General features: G+C 44.2%; 12 protein-coding genes. 2 read left to right on the plus strand and 10 right to left on the minus strand.

Going from position 1 to position 17,206, the window contains the following annotated elements:
• Window positions 1-162 precede the first annotated feature (162 nt).
• From MHI15_RS22255 to MHI15_RS22290, 8 genes are all read right to left on the minus strand, one after another.
• Window positions 163-1,989, minus strand: a complete 1,827-nt coding sequence (locus MHI15_RS22255; RefSeq protein WP_076125645.1) for a cache domain-containing sensor histidine kinase — start codon at window positions 1,987-1,989, stop codon at window positions 163-165.
• Window positions 1,989-3,014, minus strand: coding sequence for a response regulator transcription factor (locus MHI15_RS22260; protein ID WP_341164999.1), 1,026 nt, complete (start codon window positions 3,012-3,014; stop codon window positions 1,989-1,991). The genes MHI15_RS22255 and MHI15_RS22260 overlap by 1 nt, the downstream gene beginning before the upstream one ends.
• Window positions 3,015-3,185: 171 nt before the next feature.
• Window positions 3,186-4,049 (minus strand): carbohydrate ABC transporter permease, encoded by an 864-nt coding sequence (locus MHI15_RS22265; protein ID WP_076125649.1) that lies wholly within the window; start codon window positions 4,047-4,049, stop codon window positions 3,186-3,188.
• A gap of 18 nt (window positions 4,050-4,067) precedes the next feature.
• Complete coding sequence (locus MHI15_RS22270) at window positions 4,068-4,961, minus strand: ABC transporter permease (RefSeq protein ID WP_076190487.1); 894 nt, start codon at window positions 4,959-4,961, stop codon at window positions 4,068-4,070.
• A gap of 179 nt (window positions 4,962-5,140) precedes the next feature.
• Window positions 5,141-7,501 carry a glycoside hydrolase family 95 protein gene (locus tag MHI15_RS22275; RefSeq protein WP_341164891.1) on the minus strand — a complete coding sequence of 787 codons (2,361 nt, stop codon included), beginning with the start codon at window positions 7,499-7,501 and terminating at the stop codon, window positions 5,141-5,143.
• Between the two features lie 170 nt (window positions 7,502-7,671).
• A complete protein-coding gene (locus tag MHI15_RS22280) occupies window positions 7,672-9,486 on the minus strand; it encodes a hypothetical protein (protein ID WP_341164892.1) in 1,815 nt (604 codons plus the stop codon).
• 289 nt (window positions 9,487-9,775) lie between these two features.
• Window positions 9,776-10,759, minus strand: a complete 984-nt coding sequence (locus MHI15_RS22285; protein ID WP_076184577.1) for an aldo/keto reductase — start codon at window positions 10,757-10,759, stop codon at window positions 9,776-9,778.
• 15 nt (window positions 10,760-10,774) lie between these two features.
• Window positions 10,775-11,365 carry an SDR family oxidoreductase gene (locus MHI15_RS22290; protein WP_341164893.1) on the minus strand — a complete coding sequence of 197 codons (591 nt, stop codon included), beginning with the start codon at window positions 11,363-11,365 and terminating at the stop codon, window positions 10,775-10,777.
• 156 nt (window positions 11,366-11,521) lie between these two features.
• Between MHI15_RS22290 and MHI15_RS22295 the strand changes: the two genes are divergently transcribed.
• Window positions 11,522-12,430, plus strand: coding sequence for an AraC family transcriptional regulator (locus MHI15_RS22295; protein WP_341164894.1), 909 nt, complete (start codon window positions 11,522-11,524; stop codon window positions 12,428-12,430).
• Between the two features lie 489 nt (window positions 12,431-12,919).
• Here the strand turns inward: MHI15_RS22295 and MHI15_RS22300 are convergent, their stop codons facing one another.
• Window positions 12,920-14,416, minus strand: coding sequence for a glycoside hydrolase family 43 protein (locus MHI15_RS22300; protein WP_341164895.1), 1,497 nt, complete (start codon window positions 14,414-14,416; stop codon window positions 12,920-12,922).
• 143 nt (window positions 14,417-14,559) lie between these two features.
• On the opposite strand from MHI15_RS22300, the gene MHI15_RS22305 reads away from it, so the two are divergent.
• A complete protein-coding gene (locus MHI15_RS22305; protein ID WP_341164896.1) occupies window positions 14,560-15,423 on the plus strand; it encodes an AraC family transcriptional regulator in 864 nt (287 codons plus the stop codon).
• 460 nt (window positions 15,424-15,883) lie between these two features.
• Here MHI15_RS22305 and MHI15_RS22310 read toward each other — a convergent pair whose 3' ends face one another.
• Window positions 15,884-16,864 carry an aldo/keto reductase gene (locus MHI15_RS22310; RefSeq protein ID WP_076217572.1) on the minus strand — a complete coding sequence of 327 codons (981 nt, stop codon included), beginning with the start codon at window positions 16,862-16,864 and terminating at the stop codon, window positions 15,884-15,886.
• Window positions 16,865-17,206 lie beyond the last annotated feature (342 nt).

A 17,206-nucleotide genomic window follows, 5' to 3' on the forward strand; every position in this document is an offset into this window, starting at 1 on the left:
ACCCATCATAAAGCTGTATCAACAGCACTCCCATGGGGTGGATTAATGTGGGATGTGTTTTTTTGTGATCGGTTATCGTTTTAAAAAAAGGCCATCCCCAAAAGTCCGCGGCTCGGACCTCAGGACAGCCTTTTGATCCTCTTTCTCTTCGGCGATTAGCACCTATGCATTAAGTACTTGATGTTCCTTCCTTCCGGAAATCGGCATTCTCATGATCATGCGTGTTCCGCATTCTGGACTGCTTTCTACGTCAACGCCGAATTCTTCTCCGAAGACAAGCTGAATCCGGCGATGAACATTTTGCACACCGATGCCGCCTGGGCTTCCTTTCCCTTCCTCCACATCGGCGAGTCGATTTTCACTCAGTTTGAGGCGAAGTTCTTCAAGCCGCTCCGGGGTCATCCCGCTGCCATTATCCGTAATGCTGACCCAGAAGATATCGCCATCCTCTCCAGCATCAATCGTAATTGTGTGATAATCTTCAACACCATAACGAAAGGCGTGCTGGAACACATTTTCCACAAGTGGCTGTAAGGTCAAGCGGACCATTTTGCGCAGAAGCATTTCAGGCTTTATCCGCACATCGATTTCAAACGGCCTTCCGATCCGGTGATTGATAATGACCATATAATGGATGACATGCTTCAGCTCATTTGCTACGGTTATCTCTTCAAGATTGGTGCGCACCGAATAATGCAGCATGTAGGACAGGGCTCCGACAATTTCTGATATTTCATCTGAATCCTGAATTACTGCATAGCAGACCACCGTTTCGAGCGTATTGTATAAAAAATGAGGGTTGATTTGCAGCTGTAAGGATTGGAATTCGGCCTTCTGCCGCTCAGCTTCCATTTCCTTGTTCTTCAGTTCTGACTGATACACGGTGTCCACAAGCTCTGACAGGCGGGTTACCATCAGATTGTAACGAACGATAAGCCCAGTGACCTCATCCTGGCTTTTCGGAAGGGAGATTAATTCCCAATTTCCTTTTTCGGTCTGGCTCATTCCTTTCATCAGTATACGGATGGGTGTAGTAACGGACTTACCAAATCGGCTTGCCAGAAACAGCGCTATCATAAATGTCAAAATCGCGACAACAATAATATAATTCCGGATGGTAATTAGCGGCTTTTGCAGCTGAGTGTCTGGGATGGATACAACCAGATGCCAACCGGAATATTCCGCATTACGGCTGATATAAGATTTTTCCACGCCCTCTGCCGAGCTGCGGAACATCGCCTCTCCTGCTTGCTCAATTTGCTTGCCAAGACTATCGGGAATCAACGTCCCTACTTTGTTTTGATCGTTATGATATTGAATCCTGCCTTCGCCATCTACAATAAAAAAATAGCTTTCGGGACCAAGATCGATTCCTTTCCATAACGTAGAGAGCTCCTCTGCTTTGACTTCGATGCCTACAAATCCTTTCATCTCTGGTGACTGAAGACCGCGAATGCTGCGGATTAAGGTCAACATCGGCGTTTGATCCCCACGGATACTGTAATTGATTACATTCAACTGTCCACTGACATCTGTATGTTCTTTGAAATACCGGATCTGTCTAGCGGTGTCTTCCTGTGTAAAAGATGGCGCTGAACCGCCATTATAATAATAAAGCGCATTCCCGGAATACCCGATAATATATAAGGCTTCAATCTCGGGATTGCGAATCCATACAGGTTCAACAATAGCATCGCGTATATCGGTCGTGTAGCGGTAATTTTCATATTCCTCACGGTCTGCTGATAGATCAATATATCTTTTAACTCTCAAATCCGTTAGTAGCGCCACGGTCGACCGTTGATAGGATGAAATATAGAGATTGGTATGATGAACTGCATTATTTACGATCTGAATCATTTGGTTTTCAGTGCTTGACTGCAATTGCTTGGCAGAAATGCTGTAAAAGGAAATCCCCAGCGCTGACAGGGAAAGTAAGATGACAATGGTAAAATAAAATAGCAGCTTCCGGCTGAGGGTTGCTCTCATTATTCAATGCCAAACGAAGCACGGTATTCCGAAGGTGATACACCCACGAGATTTTTAAATGTCTTCGTAAGATGAGGATAATCCTCGTAACCTACATGAATCGAGATGTCACTGATTGTCATGGTGGGTACGGCAAGAAGTCTGTGCGCTTCCTCCATTCGTCTCCGGATCCGATAGTGTACGAAGGTTTCCCCCGTCATTTTTTTGAATAATGCGCTGAAGTAGGTGCGGGCAAGTCCCACCCGTTTGGCTACTTCTTCTAACGATACATCCTCAGCCAGATGTTTATCAATGAAAGCTTTTGCTTCTTCAACCGGGTCCTTATAGTTGCCTTTGCGAGTAAGCTGCAGCTCCGCAAGTATACCGTTTATTATCGCGACAAATGCTAACATCGTTTCTTTTTTCGTATTGGCGGCTTTCACATCTCCACAGCACCGGGACGGAGGCTTCCAGCCTCGGCGTTCCAAGCGATCTACGATCATTTGCAGACAATCATTCAGCACTGCATCCATGCTAAAGACGTTCAATCCTTCAAATAAACCCGATGTTTCTCTTTCATCAAGCAGACGGTTTGTCTCATCACGTTGCAGCAGCCAGATGTGTTGTTCCAGCTGTTCGGCCCAATCCACGTATTTATGAACAGGAATAATGCTGCCTGTCATGCCGGATATCAGTTCTCTCAGCATATCATGCACATCCTGCTGGAGAACCGGCTTCAGTAAATACCGTTTAACGCCATAGGCCATTGCTCGTTGTGCATATTGAAAGTCATTGTACCCGGAAATGACTGCCACCTGGACATGACTGTAATCACGGTGAATTCGTTCACATAAATCAAGGCCATCCATCCGCTTCATGCGCAAATCTGTCAGCACTAAATGCGGTTCTAGCTTTTGGATAGTTTCTAAGGCTGCTTCGCCGTCGTCGGCTGTATAAATCGCGGTGAATGAGACCGGATAACGCTGGACCATCTTCACCAATCCTTTTTGAATGACAGGCTCATCTTCTACAATCAATACTCGCACTTGTATCAAATCCCTTCCGGAATGGAATCAGAATCAGTTGTCTTGTGGTATGAAATTGATTTGAAGTTGCGATTATTGGCAACGCTTCCATTTTTGAGTTTGGATTATATCTTACCATATTTTGATAAGCAGATGGCTGTTTCTTTTAAAGGATGATGCAAGCTGATTGATTTAAGACTTAATAGATCCGATTAACATCCCTTTGATAAAATACTTTTGCAGAAACGGATACACGATAATAATCGGTATGACGGAGACGACAATAACTGCCATTTGCACACCTGCCGGAGATACTTCATTTACGTTTTCTAATAAGCTGCCCGCTTGCCCAAGGTCGTTACTCAGTACGATTTCCCGAAGCCGCAGCTGAAGTGGATAAAGCGCTCGTGTATTGATAAAATACAACGCCGATGAATAAGAATTCCAATGGGATACCGCGTAAAACAAGCCCATAGTTGCCATAACTGGTTTGGACAAAGGAAGGATGACGCTCCACATCGTGCGCAGCTCTCCCGCTCCATCCATTCGCGCGCTGTCTATCAGCTCAGTAGGCAGGGCTGAGAAAAAAGAACGCATGATGAACAGGTTATATGCACTGATGGCCGATGGGATGATTAATACCCATAAAGAGTCGATCAAGTGCAAGTTTTTGATGACCATATAGTTCGGTATGAGCGGAGCGTGAAATATCATCGTAATTAGGATTAAAATCAGAACTCCTTTGCGCATCGAATATTCGGATCTGGATAAAGGATAGGCCAGTGATGCAGTTAAAATCAGATTAATAAGCGTTCCGACAACTGTAATAAATATACTTACCATGAAAGCTCTCCAGATGGAGGTATCCCCAAGAATAACTTGATAATTCATAAGCGTCCAATCTACAGGGAATAGCTTAACCTCGCCTGCATTAATGGCATGAGTGCTGCTAAATGATTTGGCGAGCACATGCAGCAGAGGGAAGACCATCAAGCACCCGACCAGCATCAGAAATATATAGTTGAAAACGTCAAATAGGCGACCTTTATTTTTCATTTACTCTTCGACTCCTTTCTAGTAAAGTCCATCCCCTGATGCTTTTTTACTAAGCGTATTCCCGATCATGACTAGCAACAGTCCGACGACCGATTTAAAGAGGCCTATAGCTGTTGTATAGCTGTATTGCTGATCAATAAGACCCACTCGGTATATATAAGTATCGAGAATATCTCCATTGGTCTCATTAAGCGAATTGATAAATACAAACACTCGCTCAAAGCCAAAATCAAGGAAGTTACCGATATGAAGCAGGAACATAATCATGATAGTGGGCAAGATCGTCGGGATCGTTATAGATAAGGTTTGTTTCCAACGATTTGCTCCGTCAATCCGAGCCGCTTCGTACAGCTCAGGATTCACAGCAGCGAGTGCGGCTAAATAAACAATAGTTCCCCATCCACTGTCTTTCCATATGCCTGTTCCAACCAGGATGGTACGAATATACGAGTCCTCGCCCAGAAAATAAACGGAGTCGAGCCCAAAAGTATTTAAGATCTGGTTCACGATACCTGTCGTTGGGGACAAAATGCCAATCATAATCCCCCCAATAATGACCCATGAGAGAAAATGGGGCAAATAAACGACGGTCTGCAAAATCCGTTTATAGAAAGCTTTTCTCACTTCATTAAGAAGGAGGGCGAATATTATGGGAACCGGAAACGCAAAGACCATATCATATAGGCCGATCAGGATAGTATTTTCAAGAATTCTCAAAAACTCTGGATAGGTGAACATCCGCCGGAACTGATCAAGGCCAACCCACGGACTGCCTGTAAAACCTTTGAATATGTTGTAGTTTTGAAAGGCCATGATGGATCCCGCCAAGGGTAAGTATTTAAATACGATAAAAAAAATAATGCCCGGAAGTGAAATGAGATACAGCGCTTTATATTTGCGCAAATTGGTCATTCGTCTTTGGAATGGGGAAAGATCTGGCCTGCTCGCTGGCAATGCGGCTGGCACTTGTTGTGGCATAAATATCGCTCCTTTGGTTGCAGTTTGGATTTTGTTGTATGGCTAATGTTAATCCAATATCCAGGTCTTCAAAATGGAGATTTTTCGGCTTGCCTGTGTTTTATTACGATTGACTATTGTGCACGAATCTTGCGGGACTTCCCTGCAACCGAAGAAAAAGTATATTCGAAGCCCTGACCATTGCTAATAAGAAATTGTTCTGGCAGATCGAGCGGAACGGCAGACCAAATTCGATATTCAGCGGTAACCGTAGAGTGAACCGTCGCTTCATCAAGCTTTCCTTGGCTCCAAGAAAGATCAACGGTAAAACCACCTCTTGCTCTCATCCCCCTTATGCTGCCTGAAGACCACTCCTTAGGAAGGGCAGGTAATAGTCGAAGTTCTCCTCGTTGGGATTGCAGCAGCATTTCTGCTACCCCAGCTGCTCCACCAAAGTTTCCGTCTATTTGAAAGGGTGGATGGCAGTCTAAAAGATTCGAATACGTGGAGGAGGTTAACAGTTTAATTAAATGCTCATAGGCTTCCGCACCCATACCGAGACGGGCATAAAAATTGACGATCCATGCCCTGCTCCAGCCGGTATGACCTCCACCTCCGTCAAGGCGGCGTTCAAGCGTTCGCCGGGCTGCTGCGGCAAGCTCAGGGGTGTGCCTCATGTCAATCTGTTCCCCCGGATGTAATGCGAACAACTGAGAAATATGCCGGTGACCTGCGTCTTGCTCTTCGTAGTCAAACAGCCATTCCTTAATCTGTCCATGACTGCCCACACTCGGCTGTGGAATGTGTTCAAGCGTCTCATGTAGTTCAGAGAGAAACATTGTATCTTCTTCTCCGATAATTAATGCCGCTTCTGAACAGGCGGATAGCAATGTATATGCGATTTGCAAATCCATGGATGGTCCCATACAGAGGCTGCCGTTGCTTCCGTCCGAAAGTAGGAAGCGGTTTTCCGGGGAGACAGAAGGCCCAGTAATTCGTAAGCCACCTTCCTCTACCATGTAATCAAGCAGAAAAATCGCTGCTTCCTTCATCACTGGATAGGCCCTTTCCTTGAGAAAAGAAAGGTTCAGTCCAAACCGGTAGTGTTCCCACAAATGAAGGCATAACCAAGCAGCACCCATTGGCCAGACCGTGCAGGTAATTAGGATGCCTTCTGGTCGGGTTTCCGCCCATAAGTTAGTGTTATGATGAGCAACAAAACCGCGACAGCCATACATTTCTTTTGCCGTTTCTTGACCGTTCAACTGCATCCGTTCGATCAGATCAAACAGCGGTTCATGGCATTCAGCCATATTTAGGACTTCGGCAGGCCAGTAATTCATCTGGAGGTTAATATTAATTGTATATTTTGATTCCCATGGCGGGGTAAAGCTATTATTCCATATGCCTTGCAGATTAGCAGGCAACGTACCTGGTCGAGAACTGGAAAGCAGTAAGTAGCGCCCATACTGTACATATAGTGCAACTAGTCCCGGATCACCAGACTCATTGGGATTGCTTCTTTCATCTTTTGCTTGCTGTAACCGCTGTAATCGCTTATCGGTAGGAAGCTCAGCGTACAGGTCTCCACCCCTAGTTAAATCGATTGAAAATCGAGCAAACCGGGACTTGTATTCCTCCTTATGCTGCTTTATTAGAGTTGCAAAAGACTGAGCCGTAGCTTGATCCAATTGCTCTAGACAGGCTTTTTCAGGTTGATCTACGCGGAAGGTACTCTGCGCTGCCAGCATAAGGGTGACGGAGTCTGCCCCCTCAATAGAGATGAAATCCCCGATGAGCCTCTGGCGGCCTCCTTGTTGAACTGCCCTTAGTGCTGTGCAAAAGCGAACGCCATCCGCTCCGCATTCCCCATTCATTAAAACTGTGTTTGCAGGACCAGTGCTACAGCCGGTATCGAACGGACGACGCATAAGATTCGCAGCCAACGTGATCTTGCCAAGTCTGTCAGCTGTCAATCGGACTACCAATACACCGTCCGGTTCACTTATAAAATATTGCCTGTAATAGCGAACCCCGCCACAACGGTACGATACCGTAACGACCGCTTGCTCCAAGTCGAGCTCCCGCTCATAATCTTCTATAACCTCACTGGAATCCAGAAACTTTAAAATCAAATCTCCAAGTGGCTGGTACGGCTGCTCATATTTTGGTGAAGCAGTCACAGCCATTCGTGCCAAATGTTCTGCCTCCGCCTGCCTGCCGTCTTTCAGCATTTGCCGAATCTCTGTTAAATATGGCTGAGCTGCAGGATTAGCTGCACGTCCAGGGCCGCCGTACCAAATTGAATCTTCGTTAAGCTGGATTTTATCTTGGCCGATCATACCGGACACCATTGCCCCGAGGCGCCCATTTCCTATGGGAAGAGCCTCATTCCAATTTGACGCCGGGTTTGTATACCATAATCGAAGACGTTCTGATTCCTGCTTGGTTGCCGGTAATGCCACCTCTTGTTTCGCTCGTCTTCTTTCACTCAACTCTTGTTCACCTGGCCTTTCCTATTTTCAGGTCATATCATTCGTCAGTAACTCTACTTCCTATGCTACTCTTGATCCTGATGTCTCTCCATGGCATAGATTGTTAGGGGTTGTGTTTTTTTATGATCCAAACTAAAAAGGATGCGGAAAATTCCGCACCCTACTGTAAATTATTTTTTTATAATACTGAGCGCATTTCGACCTAAACGTTCCGTCAGCTGCTGTTTGTAGAGACTATTAATGACGACATGTTGACCGCAACTGCACCAATATCCATCTTCACGGGGCCGGGAATCATAATCGTTAGGAACCAGTCCGGGTACCTTGCTACCAACATGGCCAATGGCGTAATTTTGAGCAGTTGGTGGCCGCTGTAAAGTGAGCTCTCCGTGTGTATTCCAAGTCACATAATTCGCACCTGCCCAACCATGTCCGCTGCCTAACCACGCCCTATCCCGAATAGAGATGGGAGCTTTGATATTATCGAACAGGCCTCCGACTGACCAGCGATGATGAGGTTCACTGGTGTTATAATTTTTAACAGCTTCTCCATCCAGAAATACATTCGGCCCCGGTACCCAGCTATCGACGGTGAACGCATGCCGCGCCGTCTCTGTATAAATACGTTGAGCGAGATTTAGCTGGCCCATCTGATGTATGACATAACGGCGACCCCCAGTAACCACACTGATCATATCGTACATTTGACAGTCCTGAACCGTAATCCATTTGGAACAACGCTTCATTTGAACGAGAGAATAGGACAGATGGTAACCTCTCACCTCTCGAACCCAGCCATTCTTCACACTGTTGAACACGACGAAGCGTTCAGCATGTTTTTCGTCCGCATAATAAGAATCTGTTGTATCGTTATCCATCTTAATATCTATAATACTTGGGTCAAAATCGGACTCTACCCTCATTTTCTCTACCCCCACCTGCTGAATGCGGGCATGGTCTGTATATTTATAGATCTCTCCGCCGCCCCACTGACGTTCGATAGCATTCGCTAATGGGGCATCGACCGTAATCGTATTACCTACAATAGCAGTGATGACTCGGTCAAAATCCAGATTGAACGGTGACCATTGGGTTACGGTTCCACCCGGGCGCTTATAGATGTTATCCATACCAATTTCGTGAATCCAGTTTTTATTACCTATTCTGCGGACTATGATCTGATCGCCTACACGGTAAGCACTCCCGTCTTCTACATGGAAAGAACGCGAGCCTGAGGGTACATACAAATCTGAAATCATCTGCTTCGAGTTGCTGTCCAGCATAAGATCTGCATTTTCACCAATTTCAATTAGATTTCGCAGTTTCGCTCCGGTACCATAAAGAATAGTGCCCTCTTTGTCCTGACCTTCACCGCGAAGGACGATCCCGCTTGCTTTAATGAACAACGTGCCTCCGACTTCATATCTGCCTTTTTTCAAAAGGACTGCCCCGCGGAAGCCGTTCTTATCGAGCGGGAGCATAGCCAACTGGTCAATTGCCACCTGAATACGGTCCGTCGCGTCTCCGTCCAAGGGTAGAACGGTCGACTTAACGGGAATATTCGGGATCTCAACACCACCACCCCTATAACCCGCATTAGAAAAGTCCAAGATCCGATTACCTCGATAATCACCGATATACATCATCATTCCATCGTTACCAAGGAAAGCGATTGTGCTCTGTCCCGCGGGGATGCTCTTTGGATCCAGCACGGTAAAATAATATGAGTCATACTGAGGAGCTTTTCCGTCCTGCTTGAGGGTCATTCGCAGTTCATAAGTACCCAGTAGATCAGCCGTGCCTAACGGTGTCCATTCCATTAACGAGTCTTTAACCATAGAAGTCTCAGGCAACTCAGTCACCAGTTTCGTTCTATCAAAAATCAATTCACCGGCAACCCTTCCGTTAACACACGGTGTGAAGGAAACCGTCGGGTACACCTGACTTGGATTGAGGATGGCTGGTTGGCCAATTTCAGTATTCATGTGCGTATGCTTCAATGTGGAATTAATAATAAAGAGTTCATCTCCTTTTCTATATTCACTCTCACATATCGGATACATATTACCTTGGCTTAAGAAGAATTAACATGTCATTTTTATCGATTGGAATGTGTTTTCTTATTCACCTATTTATGCAAACCCTTGCACCCGCATGGTGCTGAGCAACGATTAAGCCAAACTAAAGACAAGTTTCTAAAGGCACTAAATGGTAGATGAAAGTTTAGCTTAGGTAAAAAAAAGGCGCGATCCCCAAGGGTATCACGCTTTTTATCTAGCTTAGATTTCCTATAACTGGGTGTGGCACATAAGGCTCTTCCAGACTCGCTATTTCACTTGGCTCCAGCTTCACTGATACCGCTGCAACGGCGTCCTCCAGATGATTTGCTTTGGTTGCACCAATGATAGGCGATGTTACTTGCTCTTTTTGCAGAACCCAAGCAAGCGCTACTTGGGCACGTGGAATCCCGCGCTTTGCCGCAATTTCGGCAACTACCTCAACAACCTTGCGGTCAGCCTCAGCCATTTTTGCATAAAATGCCTTTCCGACTTCGTCTATCTCTGAACGAGCTGTTTGTTCATTCCAATCACGGGTTAGTCGACCTTTAGCAAGCGGACTCCATGGGATCACACCGATTCCTTCTTCCCGGCAAAGAGGCAACATTTCCCGTTCTTCTTCCCTGTAGAGTAGATTCAAGTAATTTTGCATAGAGACAAATTTAGTCCAACCGTTACGCTCAGCAACATGCTGTGCCTGCAAGAACTGCCAAGCATACATAGAGGACGCTCCAATATATCTAACTTTACCTGCCTTTACTACGTCATGAAGGGCCTCCATGGTCTCTTCGATAGGAGTGTCATTATCCCAACGATGGATCTGGTATAGGTCCACATAATCTGTGCCCAGCCGTTTTAGACTGTTGTCTATTTCGGTCATAATCGCTTTGCGTGAAAGTCCTGCTCCATTTGGTCCCTGATGCATCCGGAAAAACACCTTTGTAGCAATGACTACCTCATCGCGGCGAGCGAATTCTTTTAAGGCACGTCCGACAATTTCTTCGCTTGTTCCGTCAGAGTATACATTAGCCGTATCAAAGAAGTTGATGCCAAGCTCCAGTGCTCTTTTAATAAAGGGTCTGCTCTGCTCCTCATTTAGCGACCACGGAGCCATTCCACGTTCAGGTACTCCGTAACTCATACAACCAAGACAAATTCTAGATACATCCAAACCAGTACGACCAAGTTTTGTATATTCCATTAGTTTGTGTCTCCTTTAGATTTTGGGTTTGTTTACTCCTAAACTGCGGCGAATTTCCATATCTGGTGACTCGGCCAATTTAACAACTAATGCAGCCACACTTTTTCGCGACACTTCTCTCCCTTTAAAAGGTTCACCTTTCTGAGTTGTTTCGTAGTCTATCTCGTCTTTATAGGTAAACCATCCAGGTCTCAGAATTGTATAGTTAAGATTTGAAGCTTCAATAATTTCTGCAGATTTACGATATGGATCCAATATACTGCTGTACTTCTCTCCTGGAACTTCATCGTAAATGCCCATTGAGCTGATAAAAATCAAACGTTTAAGACCAGTGGTGTTCATTACTTCAACGATAGTCTTAGACATTTTCTCCAAATTACCTGCCAGATTAGCATAAACAACATCTTGCCCGATCATCGCTTCTTTTAATTGCTCACTATCCAACACATCTCCTTCAACTACTCGAGCACGGCTGGATGTTATATGGCTTAATCTGTCCGAGTTACGGAGATAAAGTGTTAAGCGGGCATCGGTTTCGTTCAAAAACAAATCAATCGCATGTCGTGCAATTCCGCCATTAGCGCCTATGATCAAAACATTGCTCAATTTCAAAACCCCTTTCTTAGTTCTAATTATGCGATAAATGAAGTGAACGCCGTTATCTCAATTATCTTAAATGATTGCCTATTCCTCTCACTATCACTAACACAAAAGATGTTTTTACTTTATAATTGAATAAGAACAAAACATTAGGAGGAGCACATGTCTAAAGAATTACTAGAGCGGAAAGAAGAACTCGCCAGATTGATTGAACATCATTCGAGCCAGGATGGAGTATATGAGACCGCTATCCCCTCATTGTTTGTGATTCGTAACTCCAATATGACCGAGCCAGTATACAGAGTATACAAACCTTCTTTATGTTTCATTGCGCAGGGAACAAAGGAGATCTTATTGGCCAAGGAGCGTTTTGAGTATGGTCCCGCAAATTATCTAATATCATCAATGAATTTACCCGTTATCGGTCAGATTATAAAAGCTTCTCCCAACGCACCCTATTTAAGCTTTAAGCTAGAATTCACGCAGAGTCAGATTTTGAAAGTACTAAATGATTCCGAATTTAAACTCGCTCCGAAAGAAAATGCTAAGCGAGCTATGTATGTCGGGCAGATAGAGTTATCACTATTGGATGCGATCCTGAGATTGGTACGTTTGCTGGATGATCCCAAGGACATTCCGTTTTTGGCTCCGATTTATACTGATGAAATTCTATACCGACTTCTGCATGGACCCTATGGAGTTACACTCGCTCAAATTGCGATGGAAGGTAGCAGCACCTACCGCATTCGGGAGGCCATCGAACAGATTATCGAGAACTGTGATAAACCTTTGCGGATTGAAGAGCTTGCTGAAACAGCCAATATGAGTATTTCTTCGTTCCATAGACACTTCAAAGAGGTAACTGCCATGAGTCCTATTCAGTTTCAAAAGCATCTGCGCTTACAGGAAGCTCGCCGCCTTTTATTATCTGAATCAGCGGATGCAGCGGATGTCGCGTTCCGTGTTGGCTATGAAAGTGCATCACAATTCAGCCGCGAATATTCTCGGATGTTTGGTTCACCCCCTAGAGCAGACATCAAGCGTTTAAAGGAAGATATGCTCATTGGATAAAAGCGAACGTGTTCTTCATTCACAATATGGAACTATCCGCTAAAGACCAACATGTATAGGTAACCTTTGCGCACACGCTGATTCTATCGGGCTGGTCCTATCAGGTTTATCCTATCAGGTTTATCCTATCTGCTGATCACTATCGGACCCAGGGGACCTTAAACGCTGTATTATCTCACATTTGGGATGCTAAAGGACCGCATAGCCGCTATTGGCTCAAAAAACACTCAATATGAATCTATTTCGAAGTAATAGCTGCACTGGGGTCCGAAACTATGCTTAAAAAGTGATAAATACGCAAATAACGTCCTCTGAGTCCTTAAGCCTAAGAGGTTGATAAATACAAGCTGAGGCAGACAACCAACGACGACAAAAAAACAACAACCAAAAAACACAAAGCAGCGATTCATCCATACTTGGAGAATCGCTGCTTTGTGTTTTTCACAAGCTAACACTGCTTTTTCTGACGATCACGTAGCCGACCGCCTTTTATTTCTTTTGATAGCTAAACCAATCATAATAAGCAGTTGTTCCATAAGGAGAGTAGTTATACATGCCGAAGAATACTCCAGTAAATCCGCCTGCGACTTCAGTAGATATCAAGTGTGTCTCGGCTTCGCCAAGCAGATGCCATATTTGATCCACACCTCGATAGTAAAATATATATTTTTCAGGTAATGCCTGGATTCTCAATTCTACCCCTGTTCCTTCGAAAGCCGAAGAATATGCCACATCACTTATGCTCCCTACCTGTCTGCGCAGCGCAATAACATTTTTACCTTCCATCTGCGTTAGTCCAATTGCGTAGTGATACTTCTGATCCATAAAAACTACAAGACCAGCTTCGTCACCCTCAAGAGGGCTAAATTCCATTTTGGTGGTAACTTCACAATTCAAATGCCGCTGTCTACAGCCAATAAAAGCAGGCGTACCCTTCTCATTTAATCTCACATCTGATCCACGTAAAGCTAGCCACCCTCCCCGTTCCTGCAATGACCAATCCACCTTATTAGCATTACGAATGAAATTCCAGCTCATTCTTAGGTCAGATTGATCAAAATCGTCGGTTTCAGGCTCTTCTTCCCACGGCATTGGTGAGGGCAGGTCAGCTTCCATTTCTAAACCAACCACTCCGTTATCACCAATCATTGGCCACCCCTCCTCCGTCCACTGAACCGGAGCCAAATATGTCTCTCTGCCAAGATGATGACGGTAAGGATAGCCTACTGGTCGAATCCCCAGAAATACCGCCCACCAGCTACCATCCTGTGCTTCAACTAAATCGGCATGCCCTGTAGCTTGAATGGGGTAATCTGAACTTCGATGTGTCAAAATGGGATTGTGAGGAGACGATTCATAAGGCCCATATGGCGATCTACTTCTTGCAATAGTCTCCATATGTCCATATTCTGTCCCACCTTCCGCACACATCAAATAGTAGTAATCGTTTATTTTGTAAAGATGTGGACCCTCAGGGAATTTCCCTCCGCTGCCAGTCCAGATCAAGCGTGTATCGCTAAGCTTTTGACCCGTTTCAATATCAATCTCACATTGGTAGATCCCCATCCCTTGCTCGGAGCCTGTGCTTGTGAAATAAACCTTTCCATCGTCAAAAAACAAGGAGGGATCAATGCCTTCTTGCTCCACATAAAGTGGATTGGACCATTCGCCTGCCGGGTCATCCGCCCAAACGTAGAAATGACCTCCGCTATCCTGATTTGTCGTAACCATATAAAAACGACCGTTATAATAACGAAGAGTCGGCGCCCAAACACCTCCGGACACCACGGATTCATCAAATTGAAGCTGATTCTCACGAGTCAAACAGTACCCAAGCTGCTTCCAATGCACCAAATCCTTGCTGTGCCAAATGGGTATTCCTGGAGAATAGGCAAATGAACTGTTTACCAGATAATAATCCTCGTCTACTCTGCAAATGCTTGGATCTGGATAAAACCCCGGGATAATCGGATTGTTATATTTCATGTAATATTCTCCTTCTCTATCTTAATCACTGAAACCTATGTCAAGGATTATACTGCTTCAACTGGATAGAAAGCCTTGATTATTCGGTCCTAAAATAGCATGATATAGACATTCATCTAGACAAGCTTTTGGAGGGTAACGAGTTGAGTGAATTTTATTTAAAATGGTTTACATCTGATCGTCAATTTCCATTTTTTATTCAATACGGCTATCACGACGAAGACACCGATCTACATAGACATGCGGACTTTTCAGAGCTCGTAATTGTAATGAGTGGCACAGCTACACATATTGTTAATACTGAGGAGTCTTTTATCAAAAAGGGAAATGTGTTTGTAATTAATGGTTCGACCCCGCATGCTTTTAAAGATCCTCAGGATTTCAAGATCTGCAATGTTATGTTTCAGCCTGAATTGCTATCGACGGCCGGAGCGGATTTGCGGACATCCAACGGCTTTCAAGCCTTATTTGTGTTGGAACCCCTGTATCGTTATAAACATTCCTACACAAGCAAACTCAGCTTGCCGATTCCTAACCTGGAGTATGTCTCTTTTCTCATTGCGGGTATGATTGAAGAATATCACAACAAGCTACAGGGTTATCAGACCATGCTGGGCTCCAAGTTTATGGAACTGGTCGTCTATTTGTCCAGACATTATGACCCACAGGAAAAAGGGATTCAGGGGAACCATCTGATGCATTTGGCGAATGCACTCTCATATATGGAAGATCGTTATCTTGAGCCGTTAACACTGGATCAGATCGCCAAACATTCGGACATATCAGTCAGACACTTAAACCGGATCTTTCGCTCCTACTATCAGACAACCCCGATCGCTTATCTTCATCGTTTACGTCTGGAACGGGCTTGCGGGTTATTAAAGCATTCTAATCTCAGTATCACCCAAATCTCACATGAATGCGGGTTTACTGATAGTAATTATTTTACTCGCCAATTCACTAAAATCTATGGGATGTCACCCAAGGTCTATAGGAACAAGCTTTGAGTGTAAAAAAAGAACACCAGGCAGCGATTCTCCTATTATTGGAAAATTACTCCCTGGTGTTTTTGAATTAATGCGCATTACCTGATCAGATTATGGGCAAGTGAATATAAACAGACTAATGGTCGCTAATCGCTTTTAACAAACCTTGAACTTGAGGCGATCGGAAGTTCCTCTCCGCATTCTTCTAGCTCTACGTCTTAATCGAATCTGGGAGATAACTGCATTCTATACACTTATTCCGTACGCAGAAAGAACCTTCATACTTTAACTGCACTTTATACAACTAAAAACATCCAAACCTACCTAATGGGTAGAAAATCAAGGAAATAGATGTACGAAGTACACTTATATCCCCGAGCTGAGTGATTTGAAGGAATATAGCTGTACAAAATACAGTTAAACGTTGGTAAACATCGCTGACTTCGGCTCTACGGGATTATCCTCCCCCATTGATTTTTTATTAATTAAAACCAACGATGGAATGTGGTACATAAGGCTCCTCTAAAAACGCAATTTCTTCAGAGGTTAAAGTAATGGATAACGCACCTACGGCATCTTCGATATGCGATGTTTTTGTAGCTCCGATGATAGGTGCTGTAACTGGTTCTTTTTGAAGCAACCAAGCAAGAGCGATATGAATCCGTTGAACACCGTGTTTTTCGGCGATTGTCGCAACTCGCTCCACGACTAATTGATCGGTATCGGCAGTTCCATCATATTTAGATTTTTGAATCTGATCAGTTTCTGAACGATGAGTTGATACCGCCCAGTCTCGCGTAAGTCTTCCTGATGCAAGGGGACTATAGGGAATAACACCAATATTCTCTTCCTTACAAAGCGGCAACATCTCTCGTTCTTCTTCACGATAGATAAGATTGAGATGATTTTGCATAGATACAAATCGGGTCCAACCGTTTTTCTCCGCTACATATAACGCTTTTTGAAACTGCCAAGCATACATTGCTGAGGCACCTATGTATCTTGCCTTACCAGCCTTCACTACATCATGAAGAGCTTCCATCGTTTCTTCGATAGGTGTGTGATAATCCCAGCGATGAATCTGATATAGATCTACATAATCTGTTCCCAACCTCTTGAGACTCTTATCAATCTCACTCATAATTGCTTTCCGGGATAATCCTGCTCCGTTCGGACCTTCATGCATACGGTTAAAGACTTTAGTTGCTAAAACAATCTCGTCTCGATTGGCATAATCCTTAAGCGCTCGTCCAACGATTTCTTCACTCGTTCCATCGGAGTATACATTCGCTGTATCAAAAAAATTAATACCCAGGTCAAGCGCTTTTTTTATGATAACACGGCTCTGCTTCTCATCAAGCACCCATTGATGGATCCAACGTTCGGCAACGCCAAAGCTCATACAACCTAAACACAGTTGGGATACGTCCAGCCCCGTTTTTCCAAGTTTTGTATACTTCATTTATCTCGAATCCACACTTTCCAATTAAATTGTAATATCCTAATGCCCTGTCTTAAAGGGGTACATATTAATTCATAAAACAGCTCCAACGCATACCGATGAAAAGGAACTGGGGAATAGTTAACACTTCCAGCAGTACATTGCACCTAATCGATGATTTAAACGGCGTTTGAATAAACTGAATTTATATTCAATCCTAGTCCATGTCAAGCCTATTAATCAAGTAATAACAGCATTTGAATCAAATCTTGTTCATCCGCCTCTTTCCGTGTAAGTCTGTGTCCGAAGATTCTTCATTTCATAAAATAGCTTAATAAGTTTTCTGCGCTTCTACTTGGGAAT

It is taken from the genome of Paenibacillus sp. FSL H7-0918 (genome assembly GCF_038007025.1).
GTDB classification, from domain to species: Bacteria; Bacillota; Bacilli; order Paenibacillales; family Paenibacillaceae; genus Paenibacillus_AQ; species Paenibacillus_AQ odorifer.